The sequence below is a fragment of the Nonomuraea sp. NPDC050691 genome (genome assembly GCF_040654455.1).
Lineage (GTDB): Bacteria > Actinomycetota > Actinomycetes > Streptosporangiales > Streptosporangiaceae > Nonomuraea.
Genome location: NZ_JBFAIA010000064.1, coordinates 15,545 through 40,721, shown reverse-complemented (window position 1 = coordinate 40,721; position 25,177 = coordinate 15,545). Strand labels below are relative to the sequence as shown.

The following is a 25,177-nucleotide window of genomic DNA, read 5'->3' as shown; positions in this document are numbered from 1 at the left end:
GGGTGATGGGGTCGCACATCATGCCTCCAGGTGGCTCGGTGCCGGGGTGGGCCCGGCGCCGCCACCAGAGGCGGGTCCTGGCCCGCCCCGTCTGCCAACGGGGCGGGCCGCACGCCGGGGACTACAGGTGAATGCCGCATTCGACCTTCCCCAGCCCCGCCCAGCGGCCGCTGCGCGGGTCCTCGCCCTCCGCGACCTGCCGGGTGCAGGGGGCGCAGCCGATCGAGGGGTAGTTGTCGTAGTGGAGCGGGTTGATCAGCACCCCGTTGTCCGCGATGTAGTTGTCGACGTCCTCCTGGGTCCACCGCGCGATCGGGTTGACCTTGACCATCTGCCGCTTGGCGTCCCACTCGACGACCTTCGTGCCGGTCCGGCTGGGTGACTCGTCGCGGCGGATGCCGGAGATCCACGCGAGGTACGGCTCCAGCGCGCGGTTGAGCGGCTCGACCTTGCGCAGGTAGCAGCACAGGTCGGGGTTGCGGCCGAACAGGCGCGGGCCGAGGTCGCGCTCCTGCTCCTCGACGGTGCGCGACGGCTTGATGTCGATCACGTTGACGTCGTAGACCTGCCGGACGGCGTCACGGGTGCCGATCGTCTCGGCGAAGTGGTAGCCCGTGTCGATGAACAACACGTCCACGCCCGGCTTGACCCGGCTCACCAGGTCGATGAGCAGGGCGTCGCTCATCGACGAGGTCAGGCACAGCCGGTCGCCGAACGTCGCGGCCGCCCAGCGGATGATCTCGCGGGCGGACGCCTCCTCCAGGAACACGGCGGCCGACTCGACGATGTCCTGCAGGTCGAGGGTGCCGCGCTGATTCCGGAGTCCGACCTCGATGTCCACCAGCGTCATGTCCTCACTCCGATCCCCAGGAACTTCAGCTTGAAAGCGCGGGCGCAGGAGCGGCAGTACCAGCCGCCACCTGACGCGGACCCGCCGACGTTGAGCTCGCCCTCGTACGGTTCGAGGTCCTCGTCGCCGCAGTACGGGCAGTGGAACGGGACGGCGCGCTCGCTCATCGCAGGTCCGCCTCGTCCGCGCGCTGCACCCAGTCGGCGAAGGACTCGCCTTCCTTCTTCTGGGCGTCGTAGTGGGTGACGACCCGCTCCACGTAGTCGGGGAGAGCCGCCGCCGTGGTCTTCAGGCCGCGCACCTTCCGGCCGAAGCCGGGGTTGACGCCCAGCGAGCCGCCGAGGTGGATCTGGAAGCCCTCGACCTGGTCGCCGTTCTCGTCGACGACGAGCTGTCCCTTGAGGCCGATGTCGGCCACCTGGATGCGGGCGCAGGAGTTGGGGCAGCCGTTGACGTTGATCGTCAGCGGCTCCGCGAAGCCGGGCAGCCGGCGCTCCAGCTCGTCGATGAGGTCGGAGGCCGTGGCCTTGGTCTCGACGATGGCGAGCTTGCAGTACTCGATGCCGGTGCAGGCCATGGTCTGGCGCCGGAACGTGGACGGGTTGACCTGGAGGTCGTTGGCCTCCAGCTCGGCCACCAGCGAGTCGACCTGGCCGGGCGCGACGTCGAGGATGACCATCTTCTGCTCGACCGTGGTGTGGACCCGGCCGGAGCCGTGCCGCTCGGCGATGTCGGCGATGAGGTGCAGCTTGTCGCCGTCGAGGCGGCCGACCTTGGGCGCGAAGCCGACGTAGAAGTTGCCGTCCTGCTGCGGGTGGACGCCGACGTGGTCGCGGCGCGAGCCGCGCGGCTGGGCCGGCGCGGGCCCGTCGGGCAGGGCCTCCTTGAGATACTCGGTCTCGAGCACCTCGCGGAACTTCTCCGGCCCCCAGTCGTTGACCAGGAACTTGATCCGCGCCCGGTGGCGCAGCCGCCGGTAGCCGTAGTCGCGGAAGATGCCGGCCACGCCGGCCCAGACCTCGCCGACCTGGTCGGGCCGGACGAACACGCCGATCCGCTTGCCGAACATCGGGTTGGTGGACAGGCCGCCGCCCACCCACAGGTCGTAGCCCTTCTCGCCGCCCGGCAGCTCGACGCCCACGAACGCCACGTCGTTGATCTCGTGGACGGTGCAGTGGGCCGGGCAGCCGCTGATCGCGGTCTTGAACTTGCGCGGCAGGTTGGAGAACGCCGGGTCGCCGACGAAGCGGTCGTACACCTCGCGGATCTGCTCGGTGGCGTCGAGCACCTCGTCGGTGTCGATGCCGGCCAGCGGGCAGCCGAGGATGACGCGCGGGGTGTCGCCGCACGCCTCGGTGGTGGACAGGCCGACGGCCTCCAGGCGGTCCCAGATGTCGGGCACCGACTCGATGTCGATCCAGTGCAGCTGCACGTTCTGCCGGTCGGTCAGGTCGGCGGTGCCCCGGCCGTACAGGTTGGAGATGTCGGCGATCGTGCGGAGCTGGCGCAGGTCGAGCCGGCCGCCGTCGATCCTGACGCGGAGCATGAAGTAGCGGTCGTCCAGCTCCTCCGGCTCCAGGATCGCGGTCTTGCCGCCGTCGATGCCGGGCTTGCGCTGGGTGTACAGGCCGTACCAGCGCATCCGTCCCCGCAGGTCGGCGGGGTCGATCGAGTCGAAGCCGCCCTTGGAGTAGATGTCGATGATCCGCTGGCGGACGTTGAGCCCGTCGTCGTTCTTCTTGTTCTCCTCGTTCTTGTTGAGCGGCTCACGGTAACCGAGAGCCCACTGACCCTCGCCGCGCGGGCGCTTGTGGTGCCGGCTGGCAGGAGTGCTCATGGCGCGTCCTTCGCATCATGGGCGCGCGGGCTTCCTCCCGCCTCGTCGTCGAGTGCGGGGGTTGCGAAGAGGAGTGCGACGCCCTCAGGTGAGAGAAATCAGGGGATGATCAGCGGGCGTCACGACAGATGGCGCTGCGGACACGCTGAAGGTCGACGTGGCGTCGGCCGACGAGCATGGGGTCCGCTGGCATGTATACGAAGATACTCGGGCTGTCCGAGATGTCCAACAACGGTCCAGAGTCTGGACGTGATCATCCTTGGCGGGGCCAGTCCAGCGGCGACTCGGTCTCCTTCTCGTCGCTCTGATGCTGGCAGTCGCACCACGAGCCTCCGCGGCACTCGTCGTGCCGCCGCTCCTTGCAGCTCTCGCAGATCACGTTTCGCATTATTCCTCGTAGAACATCATTCGGTTAGGGTGGCGGGCATGGACCTCATGGGCGAGTTGCTCGCCGACCTGCGCGCGGAGACCGACTCGCTGGAGACCCTGCTCGCGCCTCTGAGTCCCGGCCAGTGGGAGCTGCCCACCCCGGCCGACGGCTGGGCGGTGCGCGACCAGGTCGCCCACCTCGCCTGGTTCGACGAGGCGGCGCGCACGGCGGTCACCGACCCCGCCGCGTTCCGCGCCTCGCTGGAGGGGTTCGCCGTCGAGGCCGGCACCGTGGACGAGCTGGCGTTCCGCTCGCGCGGCATGCCCGCCGCCGAGCTGCACGCCTGGTTCCGCGACGCCCGCGCCCGCAGCCTGGAGGCGTTCGCCGGGCTCGGCGCGCGCGACCGCGTCCCCTGGTACGGGCCCGACATGTCGGCCGCCTCGTTCGTCACCGCCCGCCTCATGGAGACCTGGGCGCACGGCGAGGACGTGGCCGCCGCGCTCGGCGTCACCCGGGAACCGTCCGCCCGGCTGCGGCACGTGGCGACGCTCGGGGTCAGGGCACGCCCCTACGGGTTCGCCGTGCGCGGCCTGCCCCTCCCGGCCGAGCCCGTACGGGTGGAGCTGACGCCTCCGGGCGGCGGCGAGCCGTGGATCGCCGGCCCCCAGGACGCGGCCGACGTGGTGCGCGGCCCCATGCTCGACTTCTGCCTGCTCGTCACCCGGCGGATCCACCTCGCCGACACCGCCTTGGAGATCACCGGTCCGGCCGCCCGCGCCTGGGCGGAGGTGGCCCAGGCGTTCGCCGGTCCCCCCGGCAGGGGGCGTCCGCCCAGGTCGGGGTAGCTTCAGGGGCGTACCGGATGCCGCTTGGCGCACACCCGGTGACAAGCTGTAGCCATGCGCACGATTCTCAACGTCATCTGGCTGGTCTTCGCCGGCATCTGGCTGGCCCTCGGGTACGCCCTGGCGGGGATCGTCTGCTGCGTCCTCATCATCACGATCCCGTTCGGCATCGCCTCGTTCCGGATCGCCGCGTACGCGCTGTGGCCCTTCGGCCGCACGGTCGTGCGCGACCCGCAGGCCGGGGTGTTCTCGCTGCTCGGCAACATCATCTGGTGCGTGGTCGCCGGCGTCTGGCTGGCCATCGGCCACGTCCTGACCTCGATCCCGCTGTTCCTGTCGGTCATCGGCATCCCGCTGGCCGTCGCGAACCTCAAACTGGTGCCCGTCTCGCTGCTGCCGCTCGGGGCGCGCATCGTCGAGAACGACCAGGGCAGGGTCATGGAGACATAAGCTGTCCGGAAGAGTCACTGCGAAAGCTTGGTCCTGGTGCCATGACCTCCACCGACCTGCCCACGCGGGCGAGGAAGCGCATCGCCGCCAACGTCCGCGCCGGGCTGTGCCGGGCACGCGACACGAAGGCATGGGCGATCGTCCGCGACGCCGTCGACGCCGGAGTCACCTACCGGGTCACCGGCCTGGCGGGCGAGGCGGCCTTCTTCGCCCTGCTGTCGCTGCCCCCGTTCGTGCTGGGCGTCATCGGCGTCATCGGCAAGCTCGGCACCTGGCTCGGCCAGGAGACGGTGCAGCAGGTGCGCGCGTGGGTGGTCGAGCAGGCCGGCGTGCTGTTCACCCAGGACGCCATCGACCGCGTCGTCAACCCGCTCATGAACGACGTGCTGCGCGACGACGCCAGCAAGGTCTCCATCATCTCGCTGGGCTTCCTGCTGTCGCTGTGGTCCGGCTCGCGTGCCCTGTACGTGTACGTCGACCTCATCTCCGTCGCGTACGGGCTGGGCGAGGCGCGCGGCATCGTCCGCACCCGCCTGATGTCGTTCGGCCTCTACGTCGTCGGCCTGGCCACCGCCATCGTCGTCATGCCGATCCTCGTCATCGGCCCCACCCTGCTCAAGGACGCCCTGCCGGCCGAGTTCGGCGTTCTCATCGACGTGCTCTACTGGCCCGTGGTGGTCACCGGATCGGTGGCGTTCCTCACCGTGCTCTACCACGTGAGCGTGCCCGTGCGCACCAAGGTCTACCGGGAGCTGCCCGGGGCCGTGCTGGCGCTGATCCTGTGGATCGTGTGCGCCGCAGTGCTGCGGGCCGTGCTCGCGGCGTGGGTCTCGCCCGTCTCCGTGTACGGCTCGCTGGCCGCGCCCATCGCCGTGCTGCTCTGGCTGTACATCACCGCGCTGGCCGTGCTCATCGGGGCCATCCTGAACGCGGAGGTGGACAAGTGGTGGCCGGGCACGGGCCGCGCCGCCCGCCCGGGAGACGCAGACGTCACGCGGGGCGCCGTGGCCACGCGCGAGTGAGCCGTGAGCACCACTTCCGCTATCGTCTGTAAGGTCGCGACTGGCGCATGAGGTGGGCTCACCACCGGGGAGCGGAAGGGAGCGGAGGCCGTGCGCCTGGGTCTTCGCCGGATGTCAATGATGACAGGGGAGTCATGAGTTCTCTCGCTAGCGTCGACCCGCGGATCGCCGAGCTCATCCAGGCCGAGGAGCGCCGCCAGGCCGACACCGTCAAGCTGATCGCCTCCGAGAACTACGTGTCCAAGGCCGTCCTGGAGGCGACCGGCACCGTCCTGACCAACAAGTACTCCGAGGGCTACTCCGGCAAGCGCTACTACGAGGGCCAGCAGGTCATCGACCAGATCGAGACCCTGGCGATCGAGCGGGCCAAGTCGCTGTTCGGCGTCAACCACGCCAACGTCCAGCCCTACTCCGGCTCGCCGGCCAACCTGGCGATCTACATGGCGTTCCTGCAGCCGGGCGACACCGTCATGGGCATGGGCCTGCCGTTCGGCGGCCACCTCACCCACGGCTGGTCGGTCTCGGCCACCGGCAAGTGGTTCACCCCGGTCCGCTACGGCGTGCGCAAGGACACCGGCCGCGTCGACCTCGACGAGGTCCGCGAGCTGGCCCTGGAGCACCGGCCGAAGCTGATCTTCTGCGGTGGCACCGCCATCCCGCGCACGATCGACTTCGAGGGCTTCGCCGCGATCGCCCGCGAGGTGGGCGCCGTTCTCGCCGCCGACATCGCGCACATCGCCGGTCTCGTCGCGGGCGGCGCGCACCCGTCGCCGGTCGGCCACGCCGACGTGATCTCCACGACCACGCACAAGACGCTGCGCGGCCCGCGCGGCGCCATGCTCATGGCGACGAGCGACGAGCACGCCACCGCCCTGAACAAGGCCGTCTTCCCGGGCCTGCAGGGCGGACCGCACAACCACACCACCGCCGCCATCGCCGTCGCCCTGCACGAGGCCTCGACCGACGGCTTCAAGGCGTACGCCCACCAGGTGGTCGCCAACGCCAAGGCGCTGGCCGACGAGCTGGGCAGCCGCGGCTTCGACCTCGTCTCCGGCGGCACCGACAACCACCTGATCCTGCTCGACCTCACGCCCAAGGGCATCGGCGGCAAGCCCGCCGCCCAGGCGCTCGACCGGGCCGGCCTGGAGACCAACTACAACACGGTCCCGTTCGACACCCGCAAGCCGTTCGACCCGTCCGGCATCCGCATCGGCACCCCGTCGGTCACCTCGCGCGGCATGGGCGAGGCGGAGATGCGGCAGATCGGCGCCTGGATGGACGAGGTCGTCACCGCGCTGGCCAAGGGCGATGCCGAGGACGTCATCACGCGCGTCCACCACGAGGTCAGCGAGCTGACCGCGCAGTTCCCGGCGCCGGGCCTGTCCTAGCGCCCGTCCTGGCGTACCGGGCCTGTCCTGGCGCCCGTCCTGTCGTGGCGCCGGGCTCTTCCTGGCGCCACGACAGAGCACGCGAGGGCCCCGCCGCGGAAGGGGGAGTCCGCGACGGGGCCGTGCGACCGGCGGGAAGAGACGCCGGTCAGTTCAGGAAGAGATAGTCGGCCCCGTACGGGACGCTCGCCTTGCGCCCCGGCTCGCAGGAACCGGCCGGGGCGAGCCCGCCCTCGGTGTTGAGCCGCAGCACCTGGGTGACACCCGACAGCAGGCCGCCCTTCGCGCCCGACGGGGTGGCGGCCAGCACCAGCTCGGGAATGGCCCGCTCGCCGTTGGGTGTCTTGGTGACGACCTTGCCGCGCACCGCGCTGCCGTCCGGGGCGATCCACTGCGGCGGCCCGGCGGCCGGGGTGACGAAGGAGTGCGCGATGCCGCGCCGCAGCGTGGCCCGCACGCCGTACTGCGTGAAGGCGTAGGCGCCGCCCGGCTGCTTCGTGCAGGCGTAGATCTGGGCGCCGCGCAGCACGTCGGCCGTGACCGAGCGGGGGTGGGCGAACGGCCGGCCGGACAGCTGGCCGCGCACCGCGCCGCCGCCGAACTCGGTGGTGTGCAGGTTGCTGTAGTACCTGCCCGGGTGGGCGGCGATGCGCCTGACCACGGCGGCGGGCACCTTGGCCTCACCCGCCACGCCGGTGATGCCGGCCGGCAGCCCCTCGGGCGCGGCGAACAAGCCGGCCACGACCGCGCCGTTCCGGCCCCGCGCGCCCTTGTGGACGTGGCCGTTCGTCACGGGCGCGAGCCCCGACCAGAGGGCGGTGTAGCCGATGGCCCCGCCGTGCGGGCGCAGCCACCACACGGCCCGCCCGTCCTTGTCGCCCCGCTCGGCGCCGTCCTCGGCCTGGACCTCCTGCGCCCCGTCGGCACGCGAGCTCAGGGTGGCCCGGTTGCTGCCCTGGAGCACGCCGTCGAGGTCGGCCGGGGCGGCGAGCCGGTGGAACTGGCCGCGCACGGCCCCCTTGGGGTGACGGGCGTCGTGGACGTTGGCGTAGAAGCCGCCCGGGTCCTCGACGAGCGCCCGGACCAGCTCCGGGCCGGCGTCCACCGCGCCGCTCACGCCGAGCACGCCGCCGGGCAGCGGCCTGGTGAGGAACTCCAGCCGCACGTCGCCGTTCACGCCGCGCGCGCCGAGGTGGATGTGGGCCGCGGTCGGAGAGCCGATCCTGTTCCAGCGGATCGCGAAGGCGACCCGGTCGCCGCTGACGCGGAGCACGACGGTGGCGCGGCCGTCGGCGTCGCCCTTGACGTCCACCTCGTTCGCGCCGCGCAGCCCGGCGGCGAGGTAGACGTCGCCCGCGTCGGCGCGGGACACGGCCGCCTGGGGCACGGGCGGTGACGCGGCGGCGGAGGCAGGCAGGGCGGCCGGGGAGAGGGCCGCGGTGAGCAGTCCGGCGGCGACGACGGTCCCGGTGCGGGCGAGCCGGGGACCACGGGCGGGCCGGGAGCTGGACATCACAGAGCGGGACATCACAGGGCTGGACATCACAGGGCTGGACATGGCAAACCTCTGCATTCGGGCGTTCGGGCTTTCGGTTCGGTACGGCAGGCAGTACGAAGCCCGGACGCGCGGAGGTTCAACCCGCGAATGTGTAAAAGTACCGGCAGTCCGCAGGGCATAGAGAAATGCCCTCCCACCGCGGGTGAGAGGGCATGAGGCGCGAACGTCACACGTTGACGGTGAGCAGTTTCTGGCCCGTCGTGGTGACCACCTCGAAATGGTCGATCTTCTCCAGCGGATCGGGGCTTCCCCCGTGCGTGTACAACGGGTCCGGCTGGCCCGGCACCCCGTAGCCGGCGGACGGCACGGCCCACCCCGTCATGACCCGCCGCTGCCCCGACTTCGACACCGACACCAGCTCGCACTCCAGCGGGCCCTTGACGCCCGACAGCTTGAGCGCGGCATGGGTGCCCCACGCCTTCGACTCGATGACCAGGCCGCCCGTCACGCCGCCGGCGCCGGTGCCGGCCACGGGTGTGCCGTCGGCGTAGAACTGCTCCGCCGGGCCCAGATGGCCTTGATGCCCGGACGCCGCGACCGCCGGCGCCCCCGAGTCGCCGAGCTGGGTGCCGATCGTCAGGCCCCCCGCGACCAGCGTCACCGCGGCGGCCATGCCGATCACGATCGTGCCCCTGCGCGCGCGGCGGTCGGCCGCCCGCTTGCGCCGCATCAGGTCGACGACCTCGGCTTCGCCGCGTGGCTGCGGCGGGCCGAGATCCTCCAGCGGGCCGATGCCGACGAGCGCGCCCGCCACCCCCGACAGGTCGGCGAGCTCAGCCGCGCACGGCGGGCAGGTGGCCAGGTGCTCCTCGAAGGCGGCCTTGTCGTCGTCGTCCAGCAGGCCGAGGGCGTAGGCGCCCACATCGGTGTGCTCCACTCGCGACGTCACGCCGTCACCCCCCTCTCCTCCAGTGCGACGCGCAAGGCGCGGACCGCGTAGTACACCCGGGACTTCACGGTGCCCACGGGAATCCCGAGGGCCTCGGCGGCGTCGTTCACCGACCGGTCCCGCAGGATCGTCTCGTTGAGGATCTCGCGGTGCGCCGGTGACAGCGCCCTCAGCGCGTCTGACACGAGCACCTGGTGCAGCAGTCCCTCCATCTCGTCGGGCACGGGCACGCTTTCCAGCGGCCCGTCGCCCGACTCCTGAGGGCGGGCGTCCCTGCGCCGCCGGTCATCGATGACGATACGTCGCGCCACGGTCGCGAGCCAGGGCATCAGCGAGACCGATGCCGGATCCAGCCGCTCCGCGCTGCGCCAGGCCCTGATCATGGTCTCCTGCACGACGTCCTCTGCCCACTGCCTGTCGCCCCCCGTCAGCCGTACCACGAACGCGAGCAGCGGCCCGTGGTACTCCCGATAGAGAGCCGACACGACGAGATCGTCGTCGGGCCGCACGCGCCTGATCCAGTGGCTCAATCGCGGCTTGCCCATGAGGCCGGCCCCCTCGGCCGAGGGTGGGGGATACGTGCTGGTCCGCATCATTCCCCTTTCTCGAGCTGTCGGCAGGAAGTACGGCCGGAGCTCCGGGCAGGGTTCAACGACACGCCGAGAAAAATGCGATTGCGCCCGGATGGCGAGCTGCGTAGAGTCGCCGCGACGCCCTGGAACGGGTGCGTCGGTGTTGCTTCATGGAGTGGCCACGGAGCACGGAGAGACCGCGGAGCGCGAGGGCGCGGCCGCGAGGCGAGAAGAGGAGGTGGAGACCATGCGGATTGTTCTGTTCCGCCTGCGTGCCGTCCACCTCCGGGTGCCTGCCTGAGCCGCCCGGCTCACCCCTTCTCAGCATCTCTTCACAGCAAGGAATCACTCCGTTGTCTTACGATCTTTCGCTGCTCGGCTGGACCGCGTCCCGCGCCGCCGAGCTTCCCGCCGGCACCGTTCCCGGGCGCGTCGCCCGGGTGGATCGCGGCGCCGCCGAGGTGATCACCGAGGACGGCCAGCACCACGCCCGCCACTCGGCGCGCGTACGCCGGGCGTCCGCCGAGGACCCCGTCGCGCTGCCGTGCGTCGGCGACTGGGCCGCCCTGCGCCCGCTGCCCGAGGGCCGCTACGAGCTGGAGGCCGTGCTGCCGCGCACCACGGCGTTCGTACGCGGCGGCGTCAGCCGCGACTCGCGTGGCGGCCTGTCCGGCGACGGCCAGGGCCAGGTGCTGGCCGCCAACGTGGACGTCGTGTTCGTCGCCGAGCCGTCCATGCACTCCACCGACTTCGCCGACCTCGGCCGCATCGAGCGGCTCGTCGCGCTGGCCTGGGAGTCGGGCGGCACGCCGGTCGTGCTCGTCACCAAGGCCGACCTGTTCGAGCAGGGCCTCGACGACCTGCTCGCCGACGTCCACGCCGCCGCGCCGGGCGTGGACGTGCACGCCGTGTCCTCGCTGCGCGGCGAGGGCGTCGAGCTGGTGCGCGCGTACCTGGAGGGCTCGCGCACCGCCGTCGTGCTCGGCCCGTCCGGCGCCGGCAAGTCCACGCTGGTCAACGCGCTGGCCGGCGACGTCGTGATGGAGACGCAGCAGGTGCGCGCCGCCGACGGGCGCGGGCGGCACACGACCGTCCACCGGGAGCTGATCCCGCTGCCCGCCGGCGGGCTGATCATCGACACGCCCGGCATCCGGCGGGTCGGCCTGTACGAGATGCACGAGGGCGTGGACCTGGTGTTCTCGGACATCGACGAGCTGTCCGCCCAGTGCCGCTTCCACGACTGCGGGCACGAGTCGGAGCCGGGCTGCGCGGTGCTGGCGGCCGTGGAGAGCGGCGACCTGCCGGAGCGGCGGCTGCAGAGCTGGCGCAAGCTCCAGCGGGAGGCCCGCTGGATGGCCGGCCGCACGGACGCCCGCATCCGCAAGGAGCAGCAGAACCGGTGGAAGATCATCCACAAGGAGATGCGCCGCTCCGGCCGCAACCGCCCCTGAACCGTCCCGCTCCCTCGCACCCGCACGCGGGGGCGCCGACCCGCGTCCGGGTGCGCGCGTTCGCGGCGAGGGCATCTCGCCCGAACGCGTGCGCACGGAGCGGGTCGGCCGGGTTCGTCCGTACGTGTGCGAGGTGAGGGTGCCGGCCGGGTTCGTCCGTACGTGTGCGAGGTGAGGGTGCCGGCCGGGTTCGTCCGTACGTGTGCGAGGTGAGCGGGCCGGTCGGGTTCGTCCGCCCATGTACGCGGGGAGCGGGTTGGCCGGGTTCGTTCCACCCGCCCCTCGGGGAGCGGAGGCGCCGGGTCCGTGGGCGGGGGAGCGGAGCCGGGGCGGGGGTAGGACCAGGGCATGGACGTGTTCGCGGACCGGGCCGAGGCCGGTGAGCTGCTGGCCGAGCGGCTGCGCGACCTCCACGACCCCGTGATCCTCGCCCTGCCCCGGGGCGGCGTCGCCGTGGCGCTGCCCGTCGCGCGGCGGCTGGGCGGCGTGCTGGACGTGCTCGTCACCCGCAAGATCGGCTACCCGCCGATGCCGGAGCTGGGCGTCGGCGCGATAGCCGAGGGCGGGGAGCCGGTGCTGGACCTGCCGCTGCTCGCCCGCCTCGGGCTGCAGCCGTCGTCCGTGGCGGGCGTGGTCGAGGACGAGCGCCGGGAACTGGACCGGCGGGTGCGGGTCTACCGAGGGGACCGGCCGCTGCCCGAGCTGGCCGGGCGCGAGGTGGTCGTGGTGGACGACGGGCTCGCGACCGGCGGCACCGCGCGGGCGGCGCTGCGGGCCGTGCGCCGCGCGAAGCCGGCCACGCTGACGCTGGCGGTGCCCGTCGGCGCCCGCGAGACGGTGCGCGCGCTGCGGGAGGAGGCCGACGACGTGGTGGTGCTCGCCATGCCGCCCGACTTCCACGCGGTCGGCCAGTGGTACGCCCACTTCGACCAGCTCAGCGACGCCGACGTCCTCGACCTGCTGGCACAGGGCAGAGGAGAGGCGAGCTGATCACGGACAGCCCCACGGCCACCGCGTACAGCGCCTGGTAGGCCGTCGCCCCCAGCGCGGCCGGCCGGCCGATGCTGCCTCCGGAGAAGCCGATGCTGCCTCCGGAGAAACGGGGTAGGAGGCGGGCATCAGGTGGGCTGGCCGGTGGGGCGCACGACGACCGTGTTCACGTCCACGCCGGGCAGCTGGGCCGGCGACCAGGCGATGGCATCGGCGATGTTGTCCGCGGTGGGCCGACGAGCACGATCCGGCCGCGGGTCTCGCGCAGCGCGGGCTAGGCGGCGAGGACGGCCCAGACGAGCTTGCGCCGGGTGCTGGAGACGACCCAGCCCCACGTCGTGCAGATCGCCTCCACCAGCCGCAACCCGCGTCCGAACTCGGCGAACACGTCCGGGCAGACCGCGATCGGCGCGGCCGGGCTGCGGTCGGTGACCACGCAGGCCACCTCGGTGCCGTAGCCGAGCAGCCGCAGCTCCTCGATGCCGCCGCCGTGCCGCATCGCGTTGGTGACCAGCTCGGAGACCACGAGCTGCGCCTCGAACGCCACGCCGTCCGACCCCCAGCCGGCCAGCGTGTGGTCCACGAAGCGCCGCGCCGACGAGACGCACGCCGGCTCGACCAGCCCGTGAAAGGGGAACGACGCGTCGCAGGGCGTCGGCCGTCCGCCCACCAGGACGGAGGACAGCCAGTCAGGTGGCCGGGCCCCTGCGGCTGCGGTGTGCGGCCGTGCGTCGAAAGTCGTCATCCTGGCCCCCGAAGCGCGGTCTGTTAAGTGATCCATTGCCATCTTTACGGGATGCGCTTTCCGATGCAAGACTTTTCGTCGTTTACGGATGCAAATCGCATCTGCACGTGCAGACGATCTGGGAGCGGCGGCGTGAGCGCACAAAGGGCGGAGGGGAGTGTCTTCGGCTTCACGCCGGGGAGCCCGACGGTCCTGCGGATCCTGCTGGGCACCCAGCTGCGCAGGCTCCGCACGGAGAAGGGTATCTCGCGCGACGACGCCGGATACGCGATTCGCGCTTCTCACGCCAAGATCAGTCGGCTGGAGCTCGGGCAGGTCAGCTTCAAGGAGCGCGACGTCGCCGACCTGCTCACCCTGTACGGGGTCACCGACGAGACCGAACGGGCCCCGCTGCTGGGACTCGCGCGGCAGGCCAACGCCCCCGGCTGGTGGCACAAGTACGGCGACCTGCTGCCCTCCTGGTTCGAGGTGTACATCGGCCTGGAGGGCGCGGCCTCGGTCATCAGGACGTACGAGAACCAGTTCGTCCCCGGCCTGCTCCAGGCGCCCGGCTACGCCCGCGCGGTGATCAGGCTGGCGCACGAGGCGGCGCCGGAGCAGGAGATCGAGCGGCGGGTGAGACTGCGCACCACGCGGCAGCGCCGGCTGGAGGGCGAGGGCGCTCTCACGCTGTGGGCGGTGATCGACGAGGCGGTCGTGCGGCGCACGCTCGGCGGCCCCGAGGTGATGCGTCAGCAGGTCGACCACCTGCTGGAGATGACCGGCCTGCGCAACGTGACCGTGCAGGTGATGCCGTTCGACCGGGGCGGGCACGCGGCGGCCGGCGGGCCGTTCAGCATCCTGCGCTTCCCCGAGCGCGACCTGCCCGACGTCGTCTACATGGAGCAGCTCACCAGCGCCCTGTACCTGGACAAACCCGCCGAGTCCGAGAACTACATGCGGGTGATGGACCGGCTGAGCATCCAGGCCGAGTCGCCGGCGCGAAGCAGGCGTTTCCTGGAGAGCCTCCGCTCCTCCCTGTGACCCACTCCATACGGGGAAATTTGCCCATCAGGGGCATGGCCGGCCGCGCGCTGCCGTAATCTCAGCTCGCAAAGCACGGATGCACGTGCATTTGCAAGCGAGGAGCTTCTTCCATGCATGGGTTCCGCAACGGAACGCCCGCCGGCCGTCTTCCCGTCGTGTGGCGGAAGAGCAAGCGGAGCAACCCCAACGGCAACTGCGTCGAGGTGGCCACCCTTCCCACGGGGGAGATCGCGATGCGCAACTCGCGCTTTCCCGACGATCCCGCGCTCGTCTACACGCGTGCCGAGATCACCGCGTTCGTCCTGGGGGCCAAGGACGGGGAGTTCGATGACCTGATCGTCTGATCCGCTCGAAACGGGGGTTTCCGGAAATGACGAGAGCCCGGCGCCGAGGGAAGGCGCCGGGCTCTTTCGCGTGCTCGGGTTGAGAATCGCGCCTGATCATGCAGTTGCCCCGACCGGGTTCGCCAGGGTCCGGCGGGCCGGACCCCGGTTCATCGGGACAACTGCGGGATCACGCGGTGCTCGTGACCGCGCTCGTGGCGGCCGGGCGGATCAGGCGGCGGAGATGCCGGCGCTGGCGGCGCGGCGCATGCGACGGCGACGCTCGGAGGCGCGCTCGTCCTCGTTGAGGCCGCCCCACGTGCCGTACTTCTCCGGGCGGGAGAGCGCGTAGTCCAGGCACTCGGTGCGGACCGGGCACTGCGCGCAGATCGCCTTGGCCTTCCGCTCACGTACGTCACGCTCCGGCTGCCGCTCCCCGTCGGGACCGAAGAAGAGCACGAGGTCCTCACCCCGGCACGCGGCATCATCCTGCCAACCCCAGCTGGGGCGCGGGCGGGCGAGCTGCCGACGTACCTGAGACATGAGAAAACCACCTTCGTGAGAGGTATTTCGGTAATTGAGCCGCATTGGACGCTTTCGGCGTCACTGTTCCAACGCAAGGAGGGGCCGTGATGTTCCCACAATCAGGTGAGCGCCGGCGTGGCGTACCGCACAGGCGAGAGCCTGTCCAGCGAAACCAGCCGGTAGGTGGTGATCGTCTCGGCGCAAACCGTGCCGCACGGCGCTCGGAACGCCGAGGGCGTGACCACAACCCGGAGCCGGACGTCGCCGCAGCGCACGATGGCGTGGGTGACGTCGCCGTCCAACCTGGAGGATTCCACGGCCACTGCGCCGACAGAGCACTCTCCCGTATGGGCTCGGGCGAAGTGCTCGACGGCTTGCAATGGCTCAGGGATGCCCGCGCGTCCCCGGTAGCGGTCGAGAATGATCTCGCCCGACCGGTACGCGTTCGCCGCTGCGATCGCAGCAGCCTGAGACATGCTGCCGTAGAAAATTCCGTGTGGCAAGCACACGAGGTTGGCGGCGTAGCGATCGCCGCCAACGTGTGACGTTTCCCATACTCTGTCCGGCCAAACCTCGGCCAGCTCGCGAGCGAGGGGTAGTCCAATGCGGGCGCAGCACGCATTGCGCTTGGCGTGCGTGCAGACCAGAAATACCGGCTCGTCTTCAAGTATGCAGGACTCCGGGACCACTCCGGCCACCAGCGCGTCCAGGTCAAGATCGTCCGGACCTGCGACGACACCCGAGGCCAGCCACGGTTCCGGGCCCGCGCCGTAGGCGACTAGCACACGCAGGCCTTGCCCCGCCTGGCGGGTCCGGCGGCCGGGGCGGCGGATGAGCTGGGGCCGGACGCCGCGCTCCAGAGCCCGCTCGACGAGCCGCGCGACGTCGTCCGGGAGCTCCAGGTTCTCCAGGTGGGAGGGCCAGGGGCCGTTGTACTCGACGAGCAGCCACAGCCGGGCTCCCACGGTGGCGCTGGCCAGGGTGGGCACGGTCCCGGTGTGGCACCCGTCCGGATGTTCGCAGCCCCTGGCCAACGCTCCCCCTCCGCGTCAGTACGAGATTAGGTAAGACTAACCTAACGGTAAGGCGCGGCCGATGTAGGGATTCCACCCGACGTGTCCTCGCCGCCCCCCTTCCGGCCCCTTCCAGCCGCCCGGCCTCCGAAACGCCCGGGTCCGTGCGCCCTTGGGGGAGCCCGGCGGCTGGGGCCGGGGTCTGGGCGGGTTTGTGCGGGTACGGAGGGCGTGGCCTCTGGGGCTGCGGGCCGGGTGCGGCGTGGGGTGGGTCCGGTGGTCCGGTCTTCGGGCCTTCCGGGCCGTGTGCGGCGTCGGGGGTCAGGCGTTCGGCGGGCCCTCGGCGGTGGCGCGGGCCAGCATGGCGCGGGCGGCGGGCAGCGCGGCGGCGCGGTCCGACGCGACCAGGCCGATGCGGGTGCGCCGGTCCAGCAGGTCGACCTCGTCCAGGGCGCCCTCGTGCAGCGCCGACCAGAGCAGCTCGCCCGCCGTGACGCCCGCCCCCACCTCCTCCGGGTACGCGCGGACGAGCGGGAGCACGGCGGCCGCCTCGGCGCCGTAGCGCTCCACCAGCCGCGCGGACGGCCCTCCGTCCCCGGCCCCGTGTGGGCCGCCGCCACGACGTCCGCGGCCCCTCAGCGAACCCCTCCCCGGGCTCCCGGGCAGACCGCCCGGCCCGCCACGATCATCGCCCCTGCCCCGATCGCCGAGCCCGCTGCGATCACGGAGCCCGCCCAGGCCACTGAGCCACCCTCGGCCGCCAGAGCCGCCAGAGCCGCCAGAGCCGCCAGAGCCGCCAGAGCTGCCAGAGCTGCCAGAGCCCCCGGAGTCGCCGAAGCCGCCGGACGCGCCGAGCGTCGGGATCGCCCCGACGAGCGGCAGGCGGGCCGTCCGGCACGCTCCCGCGTCGAGCCCGGCGGCGGACACGGCGCGGTCCACCGCGTCCTGGGCCATCCGCCGGTACGTGGTGAGCTTGCCGCCCACCACCGTGACGACCGAGTCGCCACGGCCGCCCCACCGGCCCCTCTCGCCCCCGAGGACCGCGTGGCGGCGCGAGAGGTCGGCCGTGCCGCCTTCGCCCGCCAGCAGCGGCCTCAGGCCCGCGTAGGCCCCTGCCACCGCCTCCCGGGGCAGCGGGACGTCCAGCACGGCGTTGAGAACGCCGAGCAGCGCCCTGATGTCCTCCTCGGGCGCCTCCGGCACGTCCGGCACGGGCCCGTCCACCGGCTCGTCCGTCAGCCCCGCGTACGCGCGCCCGTCGGGCTGGGGGAGCAGGAGCGCGAACCGATTGCCCGCGCCCGGGATCGGCAGGTGCAGACCCGCCGTGAGCCCCGGCAGCGTCCCCGGCGCGAACACCAGGTGCGTCCCCCGCGACGGCCGCAGCCGCACCCGGGGGTCCAGCCCGCCCGCCCACACGCCGGTGGCGTTGATCACCACCCTGGCGCGGATCTCGAACTCCTCCCCGGTCAGCTCGTCGCGCGCCCGCGCGCCCCGCCCGGTCAGCTCCAGGACGCGGCACCGGGTCAGGATCCGCGCGCCGTGCGCGGCGGCGGTGCGCGCGAGGGCCACCACCAGGCGAGCGTCGTCGAGCAGCCGCCCGTCCCACGACAGCAGGCCGCCACGCAGGCCGTACGGGCTGAGGAAGGGCGCGAGCCGGCGCGTCCGGGAGGCGTCCAGACGCGACGGGCCGGGCAGCAGGGGCCGTGGCGTGCCCGCGGAGGCGCGCAGCGCGTCCCCGAGCCGGTAGCCCGCCATGACGGCGGCCTCCCGGGCCCGCGAGACGTCACCGGTGAGCGGCAGCACGTACGGGTGCGCGCGCACCAGGTGCGGCGCCGTGTGCCGCAGCAGGATGCCGCGCTCCACGGCGCTCTCGTGGGCGATGCCCACCTCGCCCTTGGCCAGGTAGCGCAGTCCGCCGTGGATCAGCTTGGAGCTCCACCGGGAGGTGCCGAAGGCGAGGTCGTGCGCGTCCGCCGCGACCACGGACAGGCCGCGCGAGGCGGCGTCCAGGGCGGCGCCCGCGCCGGTCGCGCCGAGGCCCACGACGAGCACGTCGGCCGTCTCCTCGGCGGTCCGCGTCAGTTCCGCGCGCCTCCTGAAGGCGTTGAGCGAGCTACGGGTGTCGATCGAGCTGTCCAAGGTATCCCTCCAGCAGGGCGGCGAGCTCGGCGTCGAGGTCGTCCAGGGTGACCCCGCCGTCACCTCCGGGGCCGGTCATCGCGGGCGCCGAGATCAGGAACGACTGCGCCACCAGCAGGACCGCCCGCGCCGCGCGCGGGTCGCCGGTGACGCGTTCGAGCAGGGTCAGGACGGCGTCGTGGGTGGCGCCCCTGCGGTGCAGCAGGTACGGCAGGAGCAGCTCGGGGTCGGCCTCGACGATCTTGACCCAGAGCGGGTGGGAGCGCAGCCGCCGCACCCCCTCCACCACGGCGGCCACCGGGTCGGACAGGTCCAGGTCCTCCACCGCCCGCAGCCACTCGCGCGTCATCAGGTCGGCGACCAGCGACCGCACGTCCGGCCAGCGCCGGTAGAGCGTCATGCGCGAGACCCCGGCCCGGCGGGCGACGTCGGTGAGCGTGGTCCGCCGCACCCCGTAGGCCAGCACGCAGTCACGCGCCGCGTCCAGAACACCGTCATTGTGACGAATCGCCGTCATATGTCACAGTGTAGACATGTCCGCTGAACCCATGCTCTGGTCCGGCTGGGGCGACCCCGCCCTCGCCCGCGAGCTGCCCGAGCCGGTCCGTGAGCTGCTGCGCGACCTGCTCGGCGTGCGCGGGCCCGCCGTGCCGGCCGTACCGCTGGAGTCCGTACGGCTGCCCGAGATCGCGCTCGACGGCCGCGTGCTGGAGGACCTGGCCGGGATCACCGGAGCCGGCCACGTGCGCACCTCGCGCGAGGCACGGGTGCGGCACACGCGCGGCAAGTCGACGCCCGACCTGCTGCGCATGCGCGCCGGCGACGCCCTCGACGCCCCCGACGCGGTCGTGCTGCCCGGCTCCCACGCCGAGGTGGCGGCGCTGCTGGAGCTGTGCTCGCGGGAGCGGGTGGCCGTCGTCCCGTTCGGCGGCGGCACCTCGGTCGTGGGCGGCCTGACGCCCGACCGCTCCCGGGGCCCGGCTCCCGGCCGGCCCGGTGACGGTCCGGACGGCGGGGGCGCGCCGTTCGCGGGGGTCGTGGCGCTGGACCTGTCCCGGATGAACCGGCTCGCCGGCTTCGACGCCGAGTCGCGCGTGGCCGAGCTGGAGCCGGGATTGCGCGCTCCCGAGGCGGAGCGGCTGCTCGCCGCCCACGGGATGACACTCGGCCACTTCCCCCAGTCGTTCGAGTACGCCACGCTCGGCGGGTTCGCGGCGGCCCGGTCCAGCGGGCAGGCGTCCGCCGGGTACGGGCGCTTCGACGACATGGTGGTCGGCCTCACCGCGGCCACCCCCGCCGGCACCCTGGAGCTCGGCCGCGCCCCACGCTCCGCCGCAGGGCCAGACCTGCGGCACCTCCTGCTCGGCTCCGAGGGCGCCCTCGGGGTCATCACCTCGCTGCGCCTGCGGGTCCGTCCCGTGCCCGCCGAGAAGGTCTACGAGGGCTGGCGCTTCCCGACGTTCCGTGAGGGCGCCGCCGCGCTGCGGGAGCTCGCCCAGGACGGGCCGCTGCCCACGGTGCTGCGGCTTTCGGACGAGACCGAGACCCTGGTCGGCCTGGCCCGCCCGGACGCCCTGGGGGGCGGCGGCGCGGGATGCCTGGTGATCGCCGGCTACGAGGGCGCGTCCGTCGCCGCCGCCCGGGCCGGGGCCGCCGCGGTGCTCGCGCGACACGGCGGCGAGCCGCTCGGGGAGGAGCCGGGGCTGGCCTGGGAGCGGGGCCGCTTCTCCGCGCCGTACCTGCGCGACTCGCTGCTCGCCGCCGGCGCGACCGTGGAGACGCTGGAGACGGCCTGCTTCTGGTCGGGGCTGCCGCGCCTGTACGACGCGGTGCGGCTGGCGCTGCTCGGCGCGCTCGGCTCGCCGCTGGTGATGTGCCACGTCTCCCACGTGTACGAGACGGGCGCGTCGCTGTACTTCACCGTGGTGACGGCCCAGGACGGCGACCCGGTGCGGCAGTGGGCCGAGGCCAAGCGGGCCACCCTGGAGGCGATCGCCGGCGCGGGCGGCACCGTGTCGCACCACCACGGCGTCGGCCGCGACCACCTGGAGGCGTACGCGGGGGAACTGGGGCCGGTGGGCGTCGAGGCGCTGCGGGCGGTCAAGGCGCGGCTGGACCCGCGGGGCGTGCTCAACCCCGGCGTGCTGGTCCCCTGACCCGCGCCCCGGATCCGGCGGGCGGGATCAAGGGGGCGGATCGACGGCGGCCCCGGCCTCGCGCGCCGCGGCCGCCGCCTCGCTGTAGCGGTGCAGAGCCTCGTACGTCTCGGTCAGCGTCGCCAGGCACATCACCAGCGCCGGGCCGCCGAGCGGGCGGGCCAGCGCGACGGCCTCCAGCGCGTACGGTAACGCCTCGCCCGGCCGCCCGTGCCCGAGCATCACCCGGGCCGCCGCGCGCAGCGAGCGGACCAGCAGCGGCGTGTGCGCGAGCGGATCCAGGCCGGCCAGCGCCCGGCTGCGCTCGACCGCCTCCCTGACGCCGCGGACCCGCGCCCGGCTCCCGCGCCACCGCGTGTGCGCGTACGCCAGCAGGCCTTCGACGGCGGCCACCTCGGGGGCGCCCCGCCTGGTCGTATCGTCCGGACCGTTCCGGGCCATGGCAGCCCCTCCCGCGGCCGACAACCGCTTGCTTGGGGCGTGAGGCTACACATGGGAACCTTCCGTGTCGAGAGCTGCACGGAGCGTTCGGGATGCGCGCCGGAAAGATCACGGTAAAGATATGGTCATGGTGGAAGCGGCGGCCGAACGCGGAAAGCATCTCTCGTCCCGGGTGTCCGAAGAAGGTGCAGGCTGGGCCTGTGCCCGGATCGGCACGTTCGACGGGATGCGCCCGAAGAGGAAGGGCTTCACCTGGCTCGACCCGCGCACCCTGTGGCGTTCGCGCAACGAGATCCTGGCCGGGCTGTTCGGCGACCCGTCGCCCGAGGTGCGGGAGCGCTGGGTGAGCGCGCAGCTCGGCGGCGGCGCCGACCCCGGCTTCCGGGTCCGGCCCGGCCTGGGCGGCGCCTTCGACTTCCTCCTGCTCGGCGACACCGGCGAGGGCGACGCCTCCCAGTACGCGGTCGTGCCCGGCCTGCTGCGCGCCGGCCAGGGGACGGCGTTCGCGGTGGTGGCGAGCGACGTCATCTACCCGGCCGGATCGGGCAACGAGTACGGCGACAAGTTCTTCCGCCCGTACCAGGACTACGACGCCCCCATCTACGCGATCCCTGGCAACCACGACTGGTACGACGGGCTCGGCGGCTTCATGCGGGTCTTCTGCGACGCGCCCGCGCTCAAGCCCCGCCCGGTCAGCGGATGGCTGCGCGGGCTGCTGTGGCGCCGGCCCGAGACCATCGACGAGGCCCGCCTGGCCGAGGCCCGGAAGCTGCGCGCGCGCCCCTCCCAGCAGGCCGCCGGTCCGGCCGCCCAGCCGGGCCCGTACTGGGCGATCGAGAGCGACAGCCTGATCGTCGTGGGCGTCGACACGGGCATCAGGGGCGTCATCGACCGGCGGCAGACCGCCTGGTTACGCGAGGTGTCGCTGGACCCCCGGCCCAAGATCCTCGTCACGGGCAAGCCCATCTACACGCGCAACGAGTACAAGCCCTCGCCGCTGGAGGAGGGCGGGACGATCGACGACATCGTCCGCGACCCCCGCCACCGCTACGTGGCCGCCATCGGCGGCGACGTCCACAACTACCAGCGCTATCCCGTCCGGGTGGGCGACCGGGTCATCCAGTACGTCGTCTCCGGCGGCGGCGGCGCCTTCATGCACGCCACCCACACCATCGCGCGGGTCGACGTCGCCGGCGTCCACGAGGACGACTTCAAGTGCTATCCGCTGCGCGGCGACTCCCTGTCGTTCTACAGCCAGCTCTACGCCCGGCGGCTGCGCATGAAGTGGCTCTACCTCACGCCCGCCGAGGCGGCCTGCGTCATGTCCGAGCGCATCGGCGGCACGCCCGTACGGCCGATCGCGTCGCCGGTGCGGATGACGGCGCGGATCAAGTGGGCGGCGCGGCTGCTCGGGGGCTGGCCGTGGCCGCTGCGGCTGCCGGTGGACCGGGTCTTCCACCGCTACCTGTCCGAGCTGTCCGACTGGGACACACCTCCGTTCTTCAAGCAGTTCCTCCACCTCTCCGTCACACCGGACACGCTCACCCTCCGCTGCTTCGCCGCCACCGGCTGCCTGGACCAGGAACTGGAGCCGCCGCTGGAGGACGAGGTGCGGATCGCTTTGTCGTAGACGCCTGGCACGCTGGGGGGCGTGTACGTGGTGGTTGCGGGGGACGAGGTGCTCCCCCTGGGGTCTTCCGGTGTCACGGGCTCTGCTGATCTCGCGGCGGTGGTGCGGGAGAGGGAGCGCGAGCGGCCCCGCTGGGTGTGGGCCGACACCCGCGAGGACTACGTGCCCCTGCTGAGCGCCGGCGTGCGCGTCTCCCGCTGCCACGACCTCGCCCTCACCGAGGGCCTCCTCCTGGGCTTCGAGGGCCGCCACGGCGAGCCCCGCTCCGTCCGGGCCGCCCACGCCCGCCTGCACGGGCTGCCGGTGCCCGACGAGCGGCCCAGCGAGCCGGGCACCCTGTTCGCGCCCGAACCGCCGTCCGCGAGCGTCGTCGCCGAGGTGCTGGCCGACCAGTTGCGCCGCATCGAGGCGCTGCCCGACCCCGGCCGCTTCAGGCTGCTCGTCGCGGCCGAGTCGGCGGGGGCGCTCATCGCGGCCGAGATGGGCCACGACGGCATGCCGTGGCGGCGCGACGTGCACGACGCGCTCCTCGCCGACCTGCTCGGCCCGCGGCCCGTGCACGGCATGCGGCCTTCCCGGCTCCAGGCGCTGGCCGACGAGGTGTCGGCCGCCTTCGGCCACCCGGTCAACCCCGACTCGGTGCAGCAGCTCGTCAAGGCCTTCAAGGGGGCGGGCGTCGCGCTGAAGAGCACCCGTTCCTGGGAGCTCAAGCAGGTCGGCCACCCGGCCGTCGCGCCCCTGCTCGCCTACAAGGAACTGGCCCGCCTGCACAGCTTCCACGGCTGGACGTGGGCCGACCAGTGGGTCCGCGACGGGCGGTTCCGCCCCGAGTACGTGGTGGGCGGCGTGGTGTCCGGGCGCTGGGCCACCTCGGGCGGCGGGGCGCTGCAGATCCCCAAGGTGATGCGGCGGGTGGTCGTGGCCGACGACGGCTGGACCCTCGTCGTGGCCGACGCCGCCCAGCTCGAACCGCGCGTGCTCGCCGCGATGGCCGGCGACGTCGGCCTGGCCAGGGCGGCGGGCGAGATCGACCTCTACTCCGCGCTGGCGCAGGCGTTCGGCGGCGACCGCGACCACGCCAAGATCGCGATGCTGTCCGCCATGTACGGCGGCACCAGCGGCGACGCCCCCAAGCTGCTGGCCATGATGCGCCAGCGCTTCCCCCGCGCCTACCAGTTCGTCGAGGACGCCGCCAAGGCCGGGGAGGAGGGGCGGCTGGTGCGCTCCTGGCTGGGGCGCACCTGCCCGCCCCCGTCCGAGCGGTGGCGCGGGCTCGTGTCGGGGCCCGACGGCGGCCGGGCCGCGCGCGACCGCGGCCGGTTCACCCGCAACTTCGTGGTGCAGGCCACGGCCGCCGAGTGGGCGCTCGCCCTCATGGCCGTGCTGCGGGGGCTGCTGCCCGGCCCGGCCAGGCTGGTGTTCTTCCAGCACGACGAGGTCATGGTCCACTGCCCGCTGGAGCAGGCGCCGGAGGTGATCGACGCGGTGTCCACGGCGGCTGAGGAGGCGACGCGGCTGATGTTCGGCCGCACGCCGGTGCGTTTCCCCATGGAGGCGGTGGCGGTCTCCTCCTACGCCGACGCCAAGTGAGGGCGGGCCGGCGGCCCCTTCCTACGCCGTCGCCGCCTTACGCCTGGTGAGGGCCAGCCAGAGGCCGGCCAGCGTCACCATCAGGCCCACCACCAGCCCCAGCACCCCGTACGACAGCCCGCCCACGATCGCGCCGGCCACGACCGTGCCGGTGGCGCCGCAGACGTTCATCAGCAGGTCCGACAGGCCCTGCACGGCGGGCCGGCGCTCCACCGGCACCGACTCGCTGAGCAGCGCCGACCCGGCGACCAGCCCGCACGACCAGCCCAGCCCGAGCAGCACCAGCGCCGTGGTGACCTGCCACACGCGGTGACCGGCCGTGCCCGCCAGGCACGCGGCGCTCAGCAGCAGCGACATGCCGAGCAGCAGCACCGGCACCTTGCCAGCCTTGTCGGACAGCCAGCCGACCACCGGCGACAGGACGTACATGCCGGCGATGTGCAGGCTGATCACCAGGCCGATGACGTCCAGCGTCGAGCCGTCGTGGTGGAGCTTCACCGGGGTCATCGACATCACCGACACCATCGCGGTGTGGCTTACCGCCACCATGACGAGCGCCAGCCGGGCCATCGGCGTGGAGCGCAGCGTCTCCCACGCCGGCCGGATCGTCCGCACGCGGCCGGCGGGCACGGGGCGGGCGCCGTCGCGCTCGCGGGCCAGCCTGAGCGGGTCGGGGCGCAGCCCGGCGGCGACGATGACCAGCGCCACCGCGAACGCCATGGCCGCGAACGCGAACGGCCCGGCCTTGTCCACCAGGCCGAGGTCGATGCCGATCTGGTCGGCGGGCTTGGCCAGGTTCGGCCCGGCGACGGAGCCGACGGTGGCCGCCCACACCACGAGCGACAGGTGGCGGGCGGCGTGCCCCTCCGGCGACAGGTCGGTCGCGGAGTAGCGGGCGGCCAGGTTGCCGGCGCTGCCGCCGCCGACCAGGACGAGCCCGGCGAGCAGGAGCGGCCAGCTGCGGATCGAGATGGCGGCGACGGACAGCGCGCAGCCGGCCAGCGCCGCCACGTACGCCAGTGACAGGCCCGCCCGCCGTCCACCCCGCGCGGCGGCCTTGGCGGCCGGCAGCGCCAGCAGCGCCGCCCCGAGCACGGTCGCGGTGCCCGCGAAGCCGCTGATGACCGTCGAGCCGGACAGCTCGTCCACCACCACGGAGCTCAGCGCCAGGCCGACCGCGACGCCCACGCCGCCGACGATCTGCGCGCCGGAGAGGACGGCCAGCGTACGACGCTGAATTCGGCGAATATCGTCATTGGGGGAAATCGATGATGATTTTGTGGGGGCGCTGGTCACCCGTGAAGTCTCCCATAGCCCACAAGATCCTCCCAAAGAGGACAAGACGCCTTTCCCATCCCGGCCGGCCC

At 73.0% G+C, this 25,177-nt stretch carries 26 protein-coding genes; 11 read left to right on the top strand and 15 right to left on the bottom strand.

Annotated elements, in window-relative coordinates; all coding sequences use genetic code 11:
- Positions 1–121: 121 nt before the first annotated feature.
- The 5 genes from AB0H81_RS23065 to AB0H81_RS23045 all read right to left on the bottom strand — a co-directional run bounded on the left by AB0H81_RS23065 (position 122) and on the right by AB0H81_RS23045 (position 3,066).
- Positions 122–850, bottom strand: coding sequence for a phosphoadenylyl-sulfate reductase (locus AB0H81_RS23065; RefSeq protein ID WP_358377973.1), 729 nt, complete (start codon positions 848–850; stop codon positions 122–124).
- Positions 847–1,017, bottom strand: a complete 171-nt coding sequence (locus AB0H81_RS23060; RefSeq protein ID WP_358377970.1) for an Insertion element protein — start codon at positions 1,015–1,017, stop codon at positions 847–849. Before AB0H81_RS23060 ends, AB0H81_RS23065 begins: the two co-directional genes overlap by 4 nt.
- Positions 1,014–2,687: a nitrite/sulfite reductase gene (locus tag AB0H81_RS23055; protein WP_358377968.1), complete on the bottom strand. Its 1,674-nt coding sequence runs from the start codon at positions 2,685–2,687 to the stop codon at positions 1,014–1,016. The genes AB0H81_RS23060 and AB0H81_RS23055 overlap by 4 nt, the downstream gene beginning before the upstream one ends.
- Positions 2,688–2,796: 109 nt before the next feature.
- Positions 2,797–2,880 carry a putative leader peptide gene (locus AB0H81_RS23050; RefSeq protein WP_350809452.1) on the bottom strand — a complete coding sequence of 28 codons (84 nt, stop codon included), beginning with the start codon at positions 2,878–2,880 and terminating at the stop codon, positions 2,797–2,799.
- A gap of 60 nt (positions 2,881–2,940) precedes the next feature.
- Entirely contained in the window at positions 2,941–3,066 is a 126-nt protein-coding gene (locus tag AB0H81_RS23045; RefSeq protein ID WP_358377965.1) for a hypothetical protein, read from the bottom strand.
- A 47-nt stretch (positions 3,067–3,113) separates the two neighbouring features.
- On the opposite strand from AB0H81_RS23045, the gene AB0H81_RS23040 reads away from it, so the two are divergent.
- The 4 genes from AB0H81_RS23040 to glyA all read left to right on the top strand — a co-directional run bounded on the left by AB0H81_RS23040 (position 3,114) and on the right by glyA (position 6,762).
- Entirely contained in the window at positions 3,114–3,902 is a 789-nt protein-coding gene (locus tag AB0H81_RS23040; RefSeq protein ID WP_358377962.1) for a TIGR03084 family metal-binding protein, read from the top strand.
- A gap of 54 nt (positions 3,903–3,956) precedes the next feature.
- Positions 3,957–4,352, top strand: a complete 396-nt coding sequence (locus tag AB0H81_RS23035; protein ID WP_358377959.1) for a YccF domain-containing protein — start codon at positions 3,957–3,959, stop codon at positions 4,350–4,352.
- A gap of 41 nt (positions 4,353–4,393) precedes the next feature.
- Positions 4,394–5,374 carry a YihY/virulence factor BrkB family protein gene (locus tag AB0H81_RS23030; RefSeq protein ID WP_358377956.1) on the top strand — a complete coding sequence of 327 codons (981 nt, stop codon included), beginning with the start codon at positions 4,394–4,396 and terminating at the stop codon, positions 5,372–5,374.
- A gap of 134 nt (positions 5,375–5,508) precedes the next feature.
- Positions 5,509–6,762 (top strand): serine hydroxymethyltransferase, encoded by a 1,254-nt coding sequence (gene glyA / locus AB0H81_RS23025; RefSeq protein ID WP_358377953.1) that lies wholly within the window; start codon positions 5,509–5,511, stop codon positions 6,760–6,762.
- Positions 6,763–6,910: 148 nt separating this feature from the next.
- Here glyA and AB0H81_RS23020 read toward each other — a convergent pair whose 3' ends face one another.
- The 3 genes from AB0H81_RS23020 to AB0H81_RS23010 all read right to left on the bottom strand — a co-directional run bounded on the left by AB0H81_RS23020 (position 6,911) and on the right by AB0H81_RS23010 (position 9,694).
- A complete protein-coding gene (locus tag AB0H81_RS23020; RefSeq protein ID WP_358377950.1) occupies positions 6,911–8,290 on the bottom strand; it encodes a CHRD domain-containing protein in 1,380 nt (459 codons plus the stop codon).
- A gap of 196 nt (positions 8,291–8,486) precedes the next feature.
- Complete coding sequence (locus AB0H81_RS23015; RefSeq protein ID WP_358377948.1) at positions 8,487–9,209, bottom strand: zf-HC2 domain-containing protein; 723 nt, start codon at positions 9,207–9,209, stop codon at positions 8,487–8,489.
- Positions 9,206–9,694 carry a sigma-70 family RNA polymerase sigma factor gene (locus AB0H81_RS23010; protein ID WP_358377979.1) on the bottom strand — a complete coding sequence of 163 codons (489 nt, stop codon included), beginning with the start codon at positions 9,692–9,694 and terminating at the stop codon, positions 9,206–9,208. Before AB0H81_RS23010 ends, AB0H81_RS23015 begins: the two co-directional genes overlap by 4 nt.
- A 440-nt stretch (positions 9,695–10,134) precedes the next feature.
- Between AB0H81_RS23010 and rsgA the strand changes: the two genes are divergently transcribed.
- On the top strand, positions 10,135–11,232 hold the full coding sequence (rsgA, locus tag AB0H81_RS23005; RefSeq protein ID WP_358377945.1) for a ribosome small subunit-dependent GTPase A: 1,098 nt from the start codon (positions 10,135–10,137) through the stop codon (positions 11,230–11,232).
- 348 nt (positions 11,233–11,580) lie between these two features.
- The gene (locus AB0H81_RS23000) at positions 11,581–12,222 is read left to right on the top strand and encodes a phosphoribosyltransferase family protein (RefSeq protein WP_358377942.1); all 642 of its coding nucleotides are present in this window, start codon (positions 11,581–11,583) and stop codon (positions 12,220–12,222) included.
- A gap of 274 nt (positions 12,223–12,496) precedes the next feature.
- Here the strand turns inward: AB0H81_RS23000 and AB0H81_RS22995 are convergent, their stop codons facing one another.
- Entirely contained in the window at positions 12,497–12,967 is a 471-nt protein-coding gene (locus tag AB0H81_RS22995) for an ATP-binding protein (protein ID WP_358377939.1), read from the bottom strand.
- A gap of 132 nt (positions 12,968–13,099) precedes the next feature.
- Between AB0H81_RS22995 and AB0H81_RS22990 the strand changes: the two genes are divergently transcribed.
- Together AB0H81_RS22990 and AB0H81_RS22985 are read left to right on the top strand one after the other, a co-directional pair.
- Positions 13,100–13,990 carry a helix-turn-helix transcriptional regulator gene (locus tag AB0H81_RS22990; protein ID WP_358377936.1) on the top strand — a complete coding sequence of 297 codons (891 nt, stop codon included), beginning with the start codon at positions 13,100–13,102 and terminating at the stop codon, positions 13,988–13,990.
- Between the two features lie 113 nt (positions 13,991–14,103).
- A complete protein-coding gene (locus AB0H81_RS22985) occupies positions 14,104–14,337 on the top strand; it encodes a DUF397 domain-containing protein (protein WP_175603780.1) in 234 nt (77 codons plus the stop codon).
- A 210-nt stretch (positions 14,338–14,547) separates the two neighbouring features.
- Here the strand turns inward: AB0H81_RS22985 and AB0H81_RS22980 are convergent, their stop codons facing one another.
- From AB0H81_RS22980 to AB0H81_RS22965, 4 genes are all read right to left on the bottom strand, one after another.
- Positions 14,548–14,859, bottom strand: a complete 312-nt coding sequence (locus AB0H81_RS22980; RefSeq protein WP_101784355.1) for a WhiB family transcriptional regulator — start codon at positions 14,857–14,859, stop codon at positions 14,548–14,550.
- A gap of 101 nt (positions 14,860–14,960) precedes the next feature.
- Positions 14,961–15,830 (bottom strand): sucrase ferredoxin, encoded by an 870-nt coding sequence (locus tag AB0H81_RS22975; protein WP_358377932.1) that lies wholly within the window; start codon positions 15,828–15,830, stop codon positions 14,961–14,963.
- A 345-nt stretch (positions 15,831–16,175) separates the two neighbouring features.
- Positions 16,176–17,993, bottom strand: coding sequence for a glycerol-3-phosphate dehydrogenase/oxidase (locus AB0H81_RS22970; protein WP_358377930.1), 1,818 nt, complete (start codon positions 17,991–17,993; stop codon positions 16,176–16,178).
- Entirely contained in the window at positions 17,968–18,510 is a 543-nt protein-coding gene (locus AB0H81_RS22965) for a TetR/AcrR family transcriptional regulator (RefSeq protein WP_358377927.1), read from the bottom strand. The genes AB0H81_RS22970 and AB0H81_RS22965 overlap by 26 nt, the downstream gene beginning before the upstream one ends.
- 16 nt (positions 18,511–18,526) lie before the next feature.
- On the opposite strand from AB0H81_RS22965, the gene AB0H81_RS22960 reads away from it, so the two are divergent.
- Positions 18,527–20,149 (top strand): FAD-binding oxidoreductase, encoded by a 1,623-nt coding sequence (locus AB0H81_RS22960; RefSeq protein ID WP_358377924.1) that lies wholly within the window; start codon positions 18,527–18,529, stop codon positions 20,147–20,149.
- 27 nt (positions 20,150–20,176) lie between these two features.
- Here the strand turns inward: AB0H81_RS22960 and AB0H81_RS22955 are convergent, their stop codons facing one another.
- Positions 20,177–20,590: a hypothetical protein gene (locus tag AB0H81_RS22955; RefSeq protein ID WP_358377921.1), complete on the bottom strand. Its 414-nt coding sequence runs from the start codon at positions 20,588–20,590 to the stop codon at positions 20,177–20,179.
- 226 nt (positions 20,591–20,816) lie between these two features.
- Here AB0H81_RS22955 and AB0H81_RS22950 point away from each other — a divergent pair, with 226 nt between their 5' ends.
- Together AB0H81_RS22950 and AB0H81_RS22945 are read left to right on the top strand one after the other, a co-directional pair.
- Positions 20,817–22,220 (top strand): metallophosphoesterase, encoded by a 1,404-nt coding sequence (locus AB0H81_RS22950; RefSeq protein WP_358377918.1) that lies wholly within the window; start codon positions 20,817–20,819, stop codon positions 22,218–22,220.
- Between the two features lie 27 nt (positions 22,221–22,247).
- Positions 22,248–23,810: a bifunctional 3'-5' exonuclease/DNA polymerase gene (locus AB0H81_RS22945; RefSeq protein WP_358377976.1), complete on the top strand. Its 1,563-nt coding sequence runs from the start codon at positions 22,248–22,250 to the stop codon at positions 23,808–23,810.
- Between the two features lie 21 nt (positions 23,811–23,831).
- On the opposite strand, the gene AB0H81_RS22940 is transcribed toward AB0H81_RS22945, so the two are convergent.
- Positions 23,832–24,998 carry an MFS transporter gene (locus tag AB0H81_RS22940; protein ID WP_358377915.1) on the bottom strand — a complete coding sequence of 389 codons (1,167 nt, stop codon included), beginning with the start codon at positions 24,996–24,998 and terminating at the stop codon, positions 23,832–23,834.
- Positions 24,999–25,177 lie beyond the last annotated feature (179 nt).

Excerpts from the sequence above, each read along its gene's own strand:
- AB0H81_RS22950 (WP_358377918.1), top strand. The coding sequence starts at position 20,817 with ATGCGCCCGAAGAGGAAGGGCTTCACCTGGCTCGACCCGCGCACCCTG.
- AB0H81_RS22980 (WP_101784355.1), bottom strand. The coding sequence starts at position 14,859 with ATGTCTCAGGTACGTCGGCAGCTCGCCCGCCCGCGCCCCAGCTGGGGT.
- AB0H81_RS22955 (WP_358377921.1), bottom strand. The coding sequence starts at position 20,590 with ATGGCCCGGAACGGTCCGGACGATACGACCAGGCGGGGCGCCCCCGAG.
- AB0H81_RS22995 (WP_358377939.1), bottom strand. The coding sequence starts at position 12,967 with ATGACGACTTTCGACGCACGGCCGCACACCGCAGCCGCAGGGGCCCGG.
- AB0H81_RS23055 (WP_358377968.1), bottom strand. The coding sequence starts at position 2,687 with ATGAGCACTCCTGCCAGCCGGCACCACAAGCGCCCGCGCGGCGAGGGT.
- AB0H81_RS22985 (WP_175603780.1), top strand. The coding sequence starts at position 14,104 with ATGCATGGGTTCCGCAACGGAACGCCCGCCGGCCGTCTTCCCGTCGTG.
- AB0H81_RS23065 (WP_358377973.1), bottom strand. The coding sequence starts at position 850 with ATGACGCTGGTGGACATCGAGGTCGGACTCCGGAATCAGCGCGGCACC.
- AB0H81_RS23020 (WP_358377950.1), bottom strand. The coding sequence starts at position 8,290 with ATGTCCCGCTCTGTGATGTCCAGCTCCCGGCCCGCCCGTGGTCCCCGG.
- AB0H81_RS23035 (WP_358377959.1), top strand. The coding sequence starts at position 3,957 with ATGCGCACGATTCTCAACGTCATCTGGCTGGTCTTCGCCGGCATCTGG.
- glyA (WP_358377953.1), top strand. The coding sequence starts at position 5,509 with ATGAGTTCTCTCGCTAGCGTCGACCCGCGGATCGCCGAGCTCATCCAG.
- AB0H81_RS23060 (WP_358377970.1), bottom strand. The coding sequence starts at position 1,017 with ATGAGCGAGCGCGCCGTCCCGTTCCACTGCCCGTACTGCGGCGACGAG.
- AB0H81_RS23050 (WP_350809452.1), bottom strand. The coding sequence starts at position 2,880 with ATGCCAGCGGACCCCATGCTCGTCGGCCGACGCCACGTCGACCTTCAG.
- AB0H81_RS23040 (WP_358377962.1), top strand. The coding sequence starts at position 3,114 with ATGGACCTCATGGGCGAGTTGCTCGCCGACCTGCGCGCGGAGACCGAC.
- AB0H81_RS23030 (WP_358377956.1), top strand. The coding sequence starts at position 4,394 with ATGACCTCCACCGACCTGCCCACGCGGGCGAGGAAGCGCATCGCCGCC.
- AB0H81_RS22960 (WP_358377924.1), top strand. The coding sequence starts at position 18,527 with ATGTCCGCTGAACCCATGCTCTGGTCCGGCTGGGGCGACCCCGCCCTC.
- AB0H81_RS22965 (WP_358377927.1), bottom strand. The coding sequence starts at position 18,510 with ATGACGGCGATTCGTCACAATGACGGTGTTCTGGACGCGGCGCGTGAC.
- AB0H81_RS23000 (WP_358377942.1), top strand. The coding sequence starts at position 11,581 with ATGGACGTGTTCGCGGACCGGGCCGAGGCCGGTGAGCTGCTGGCCGAG.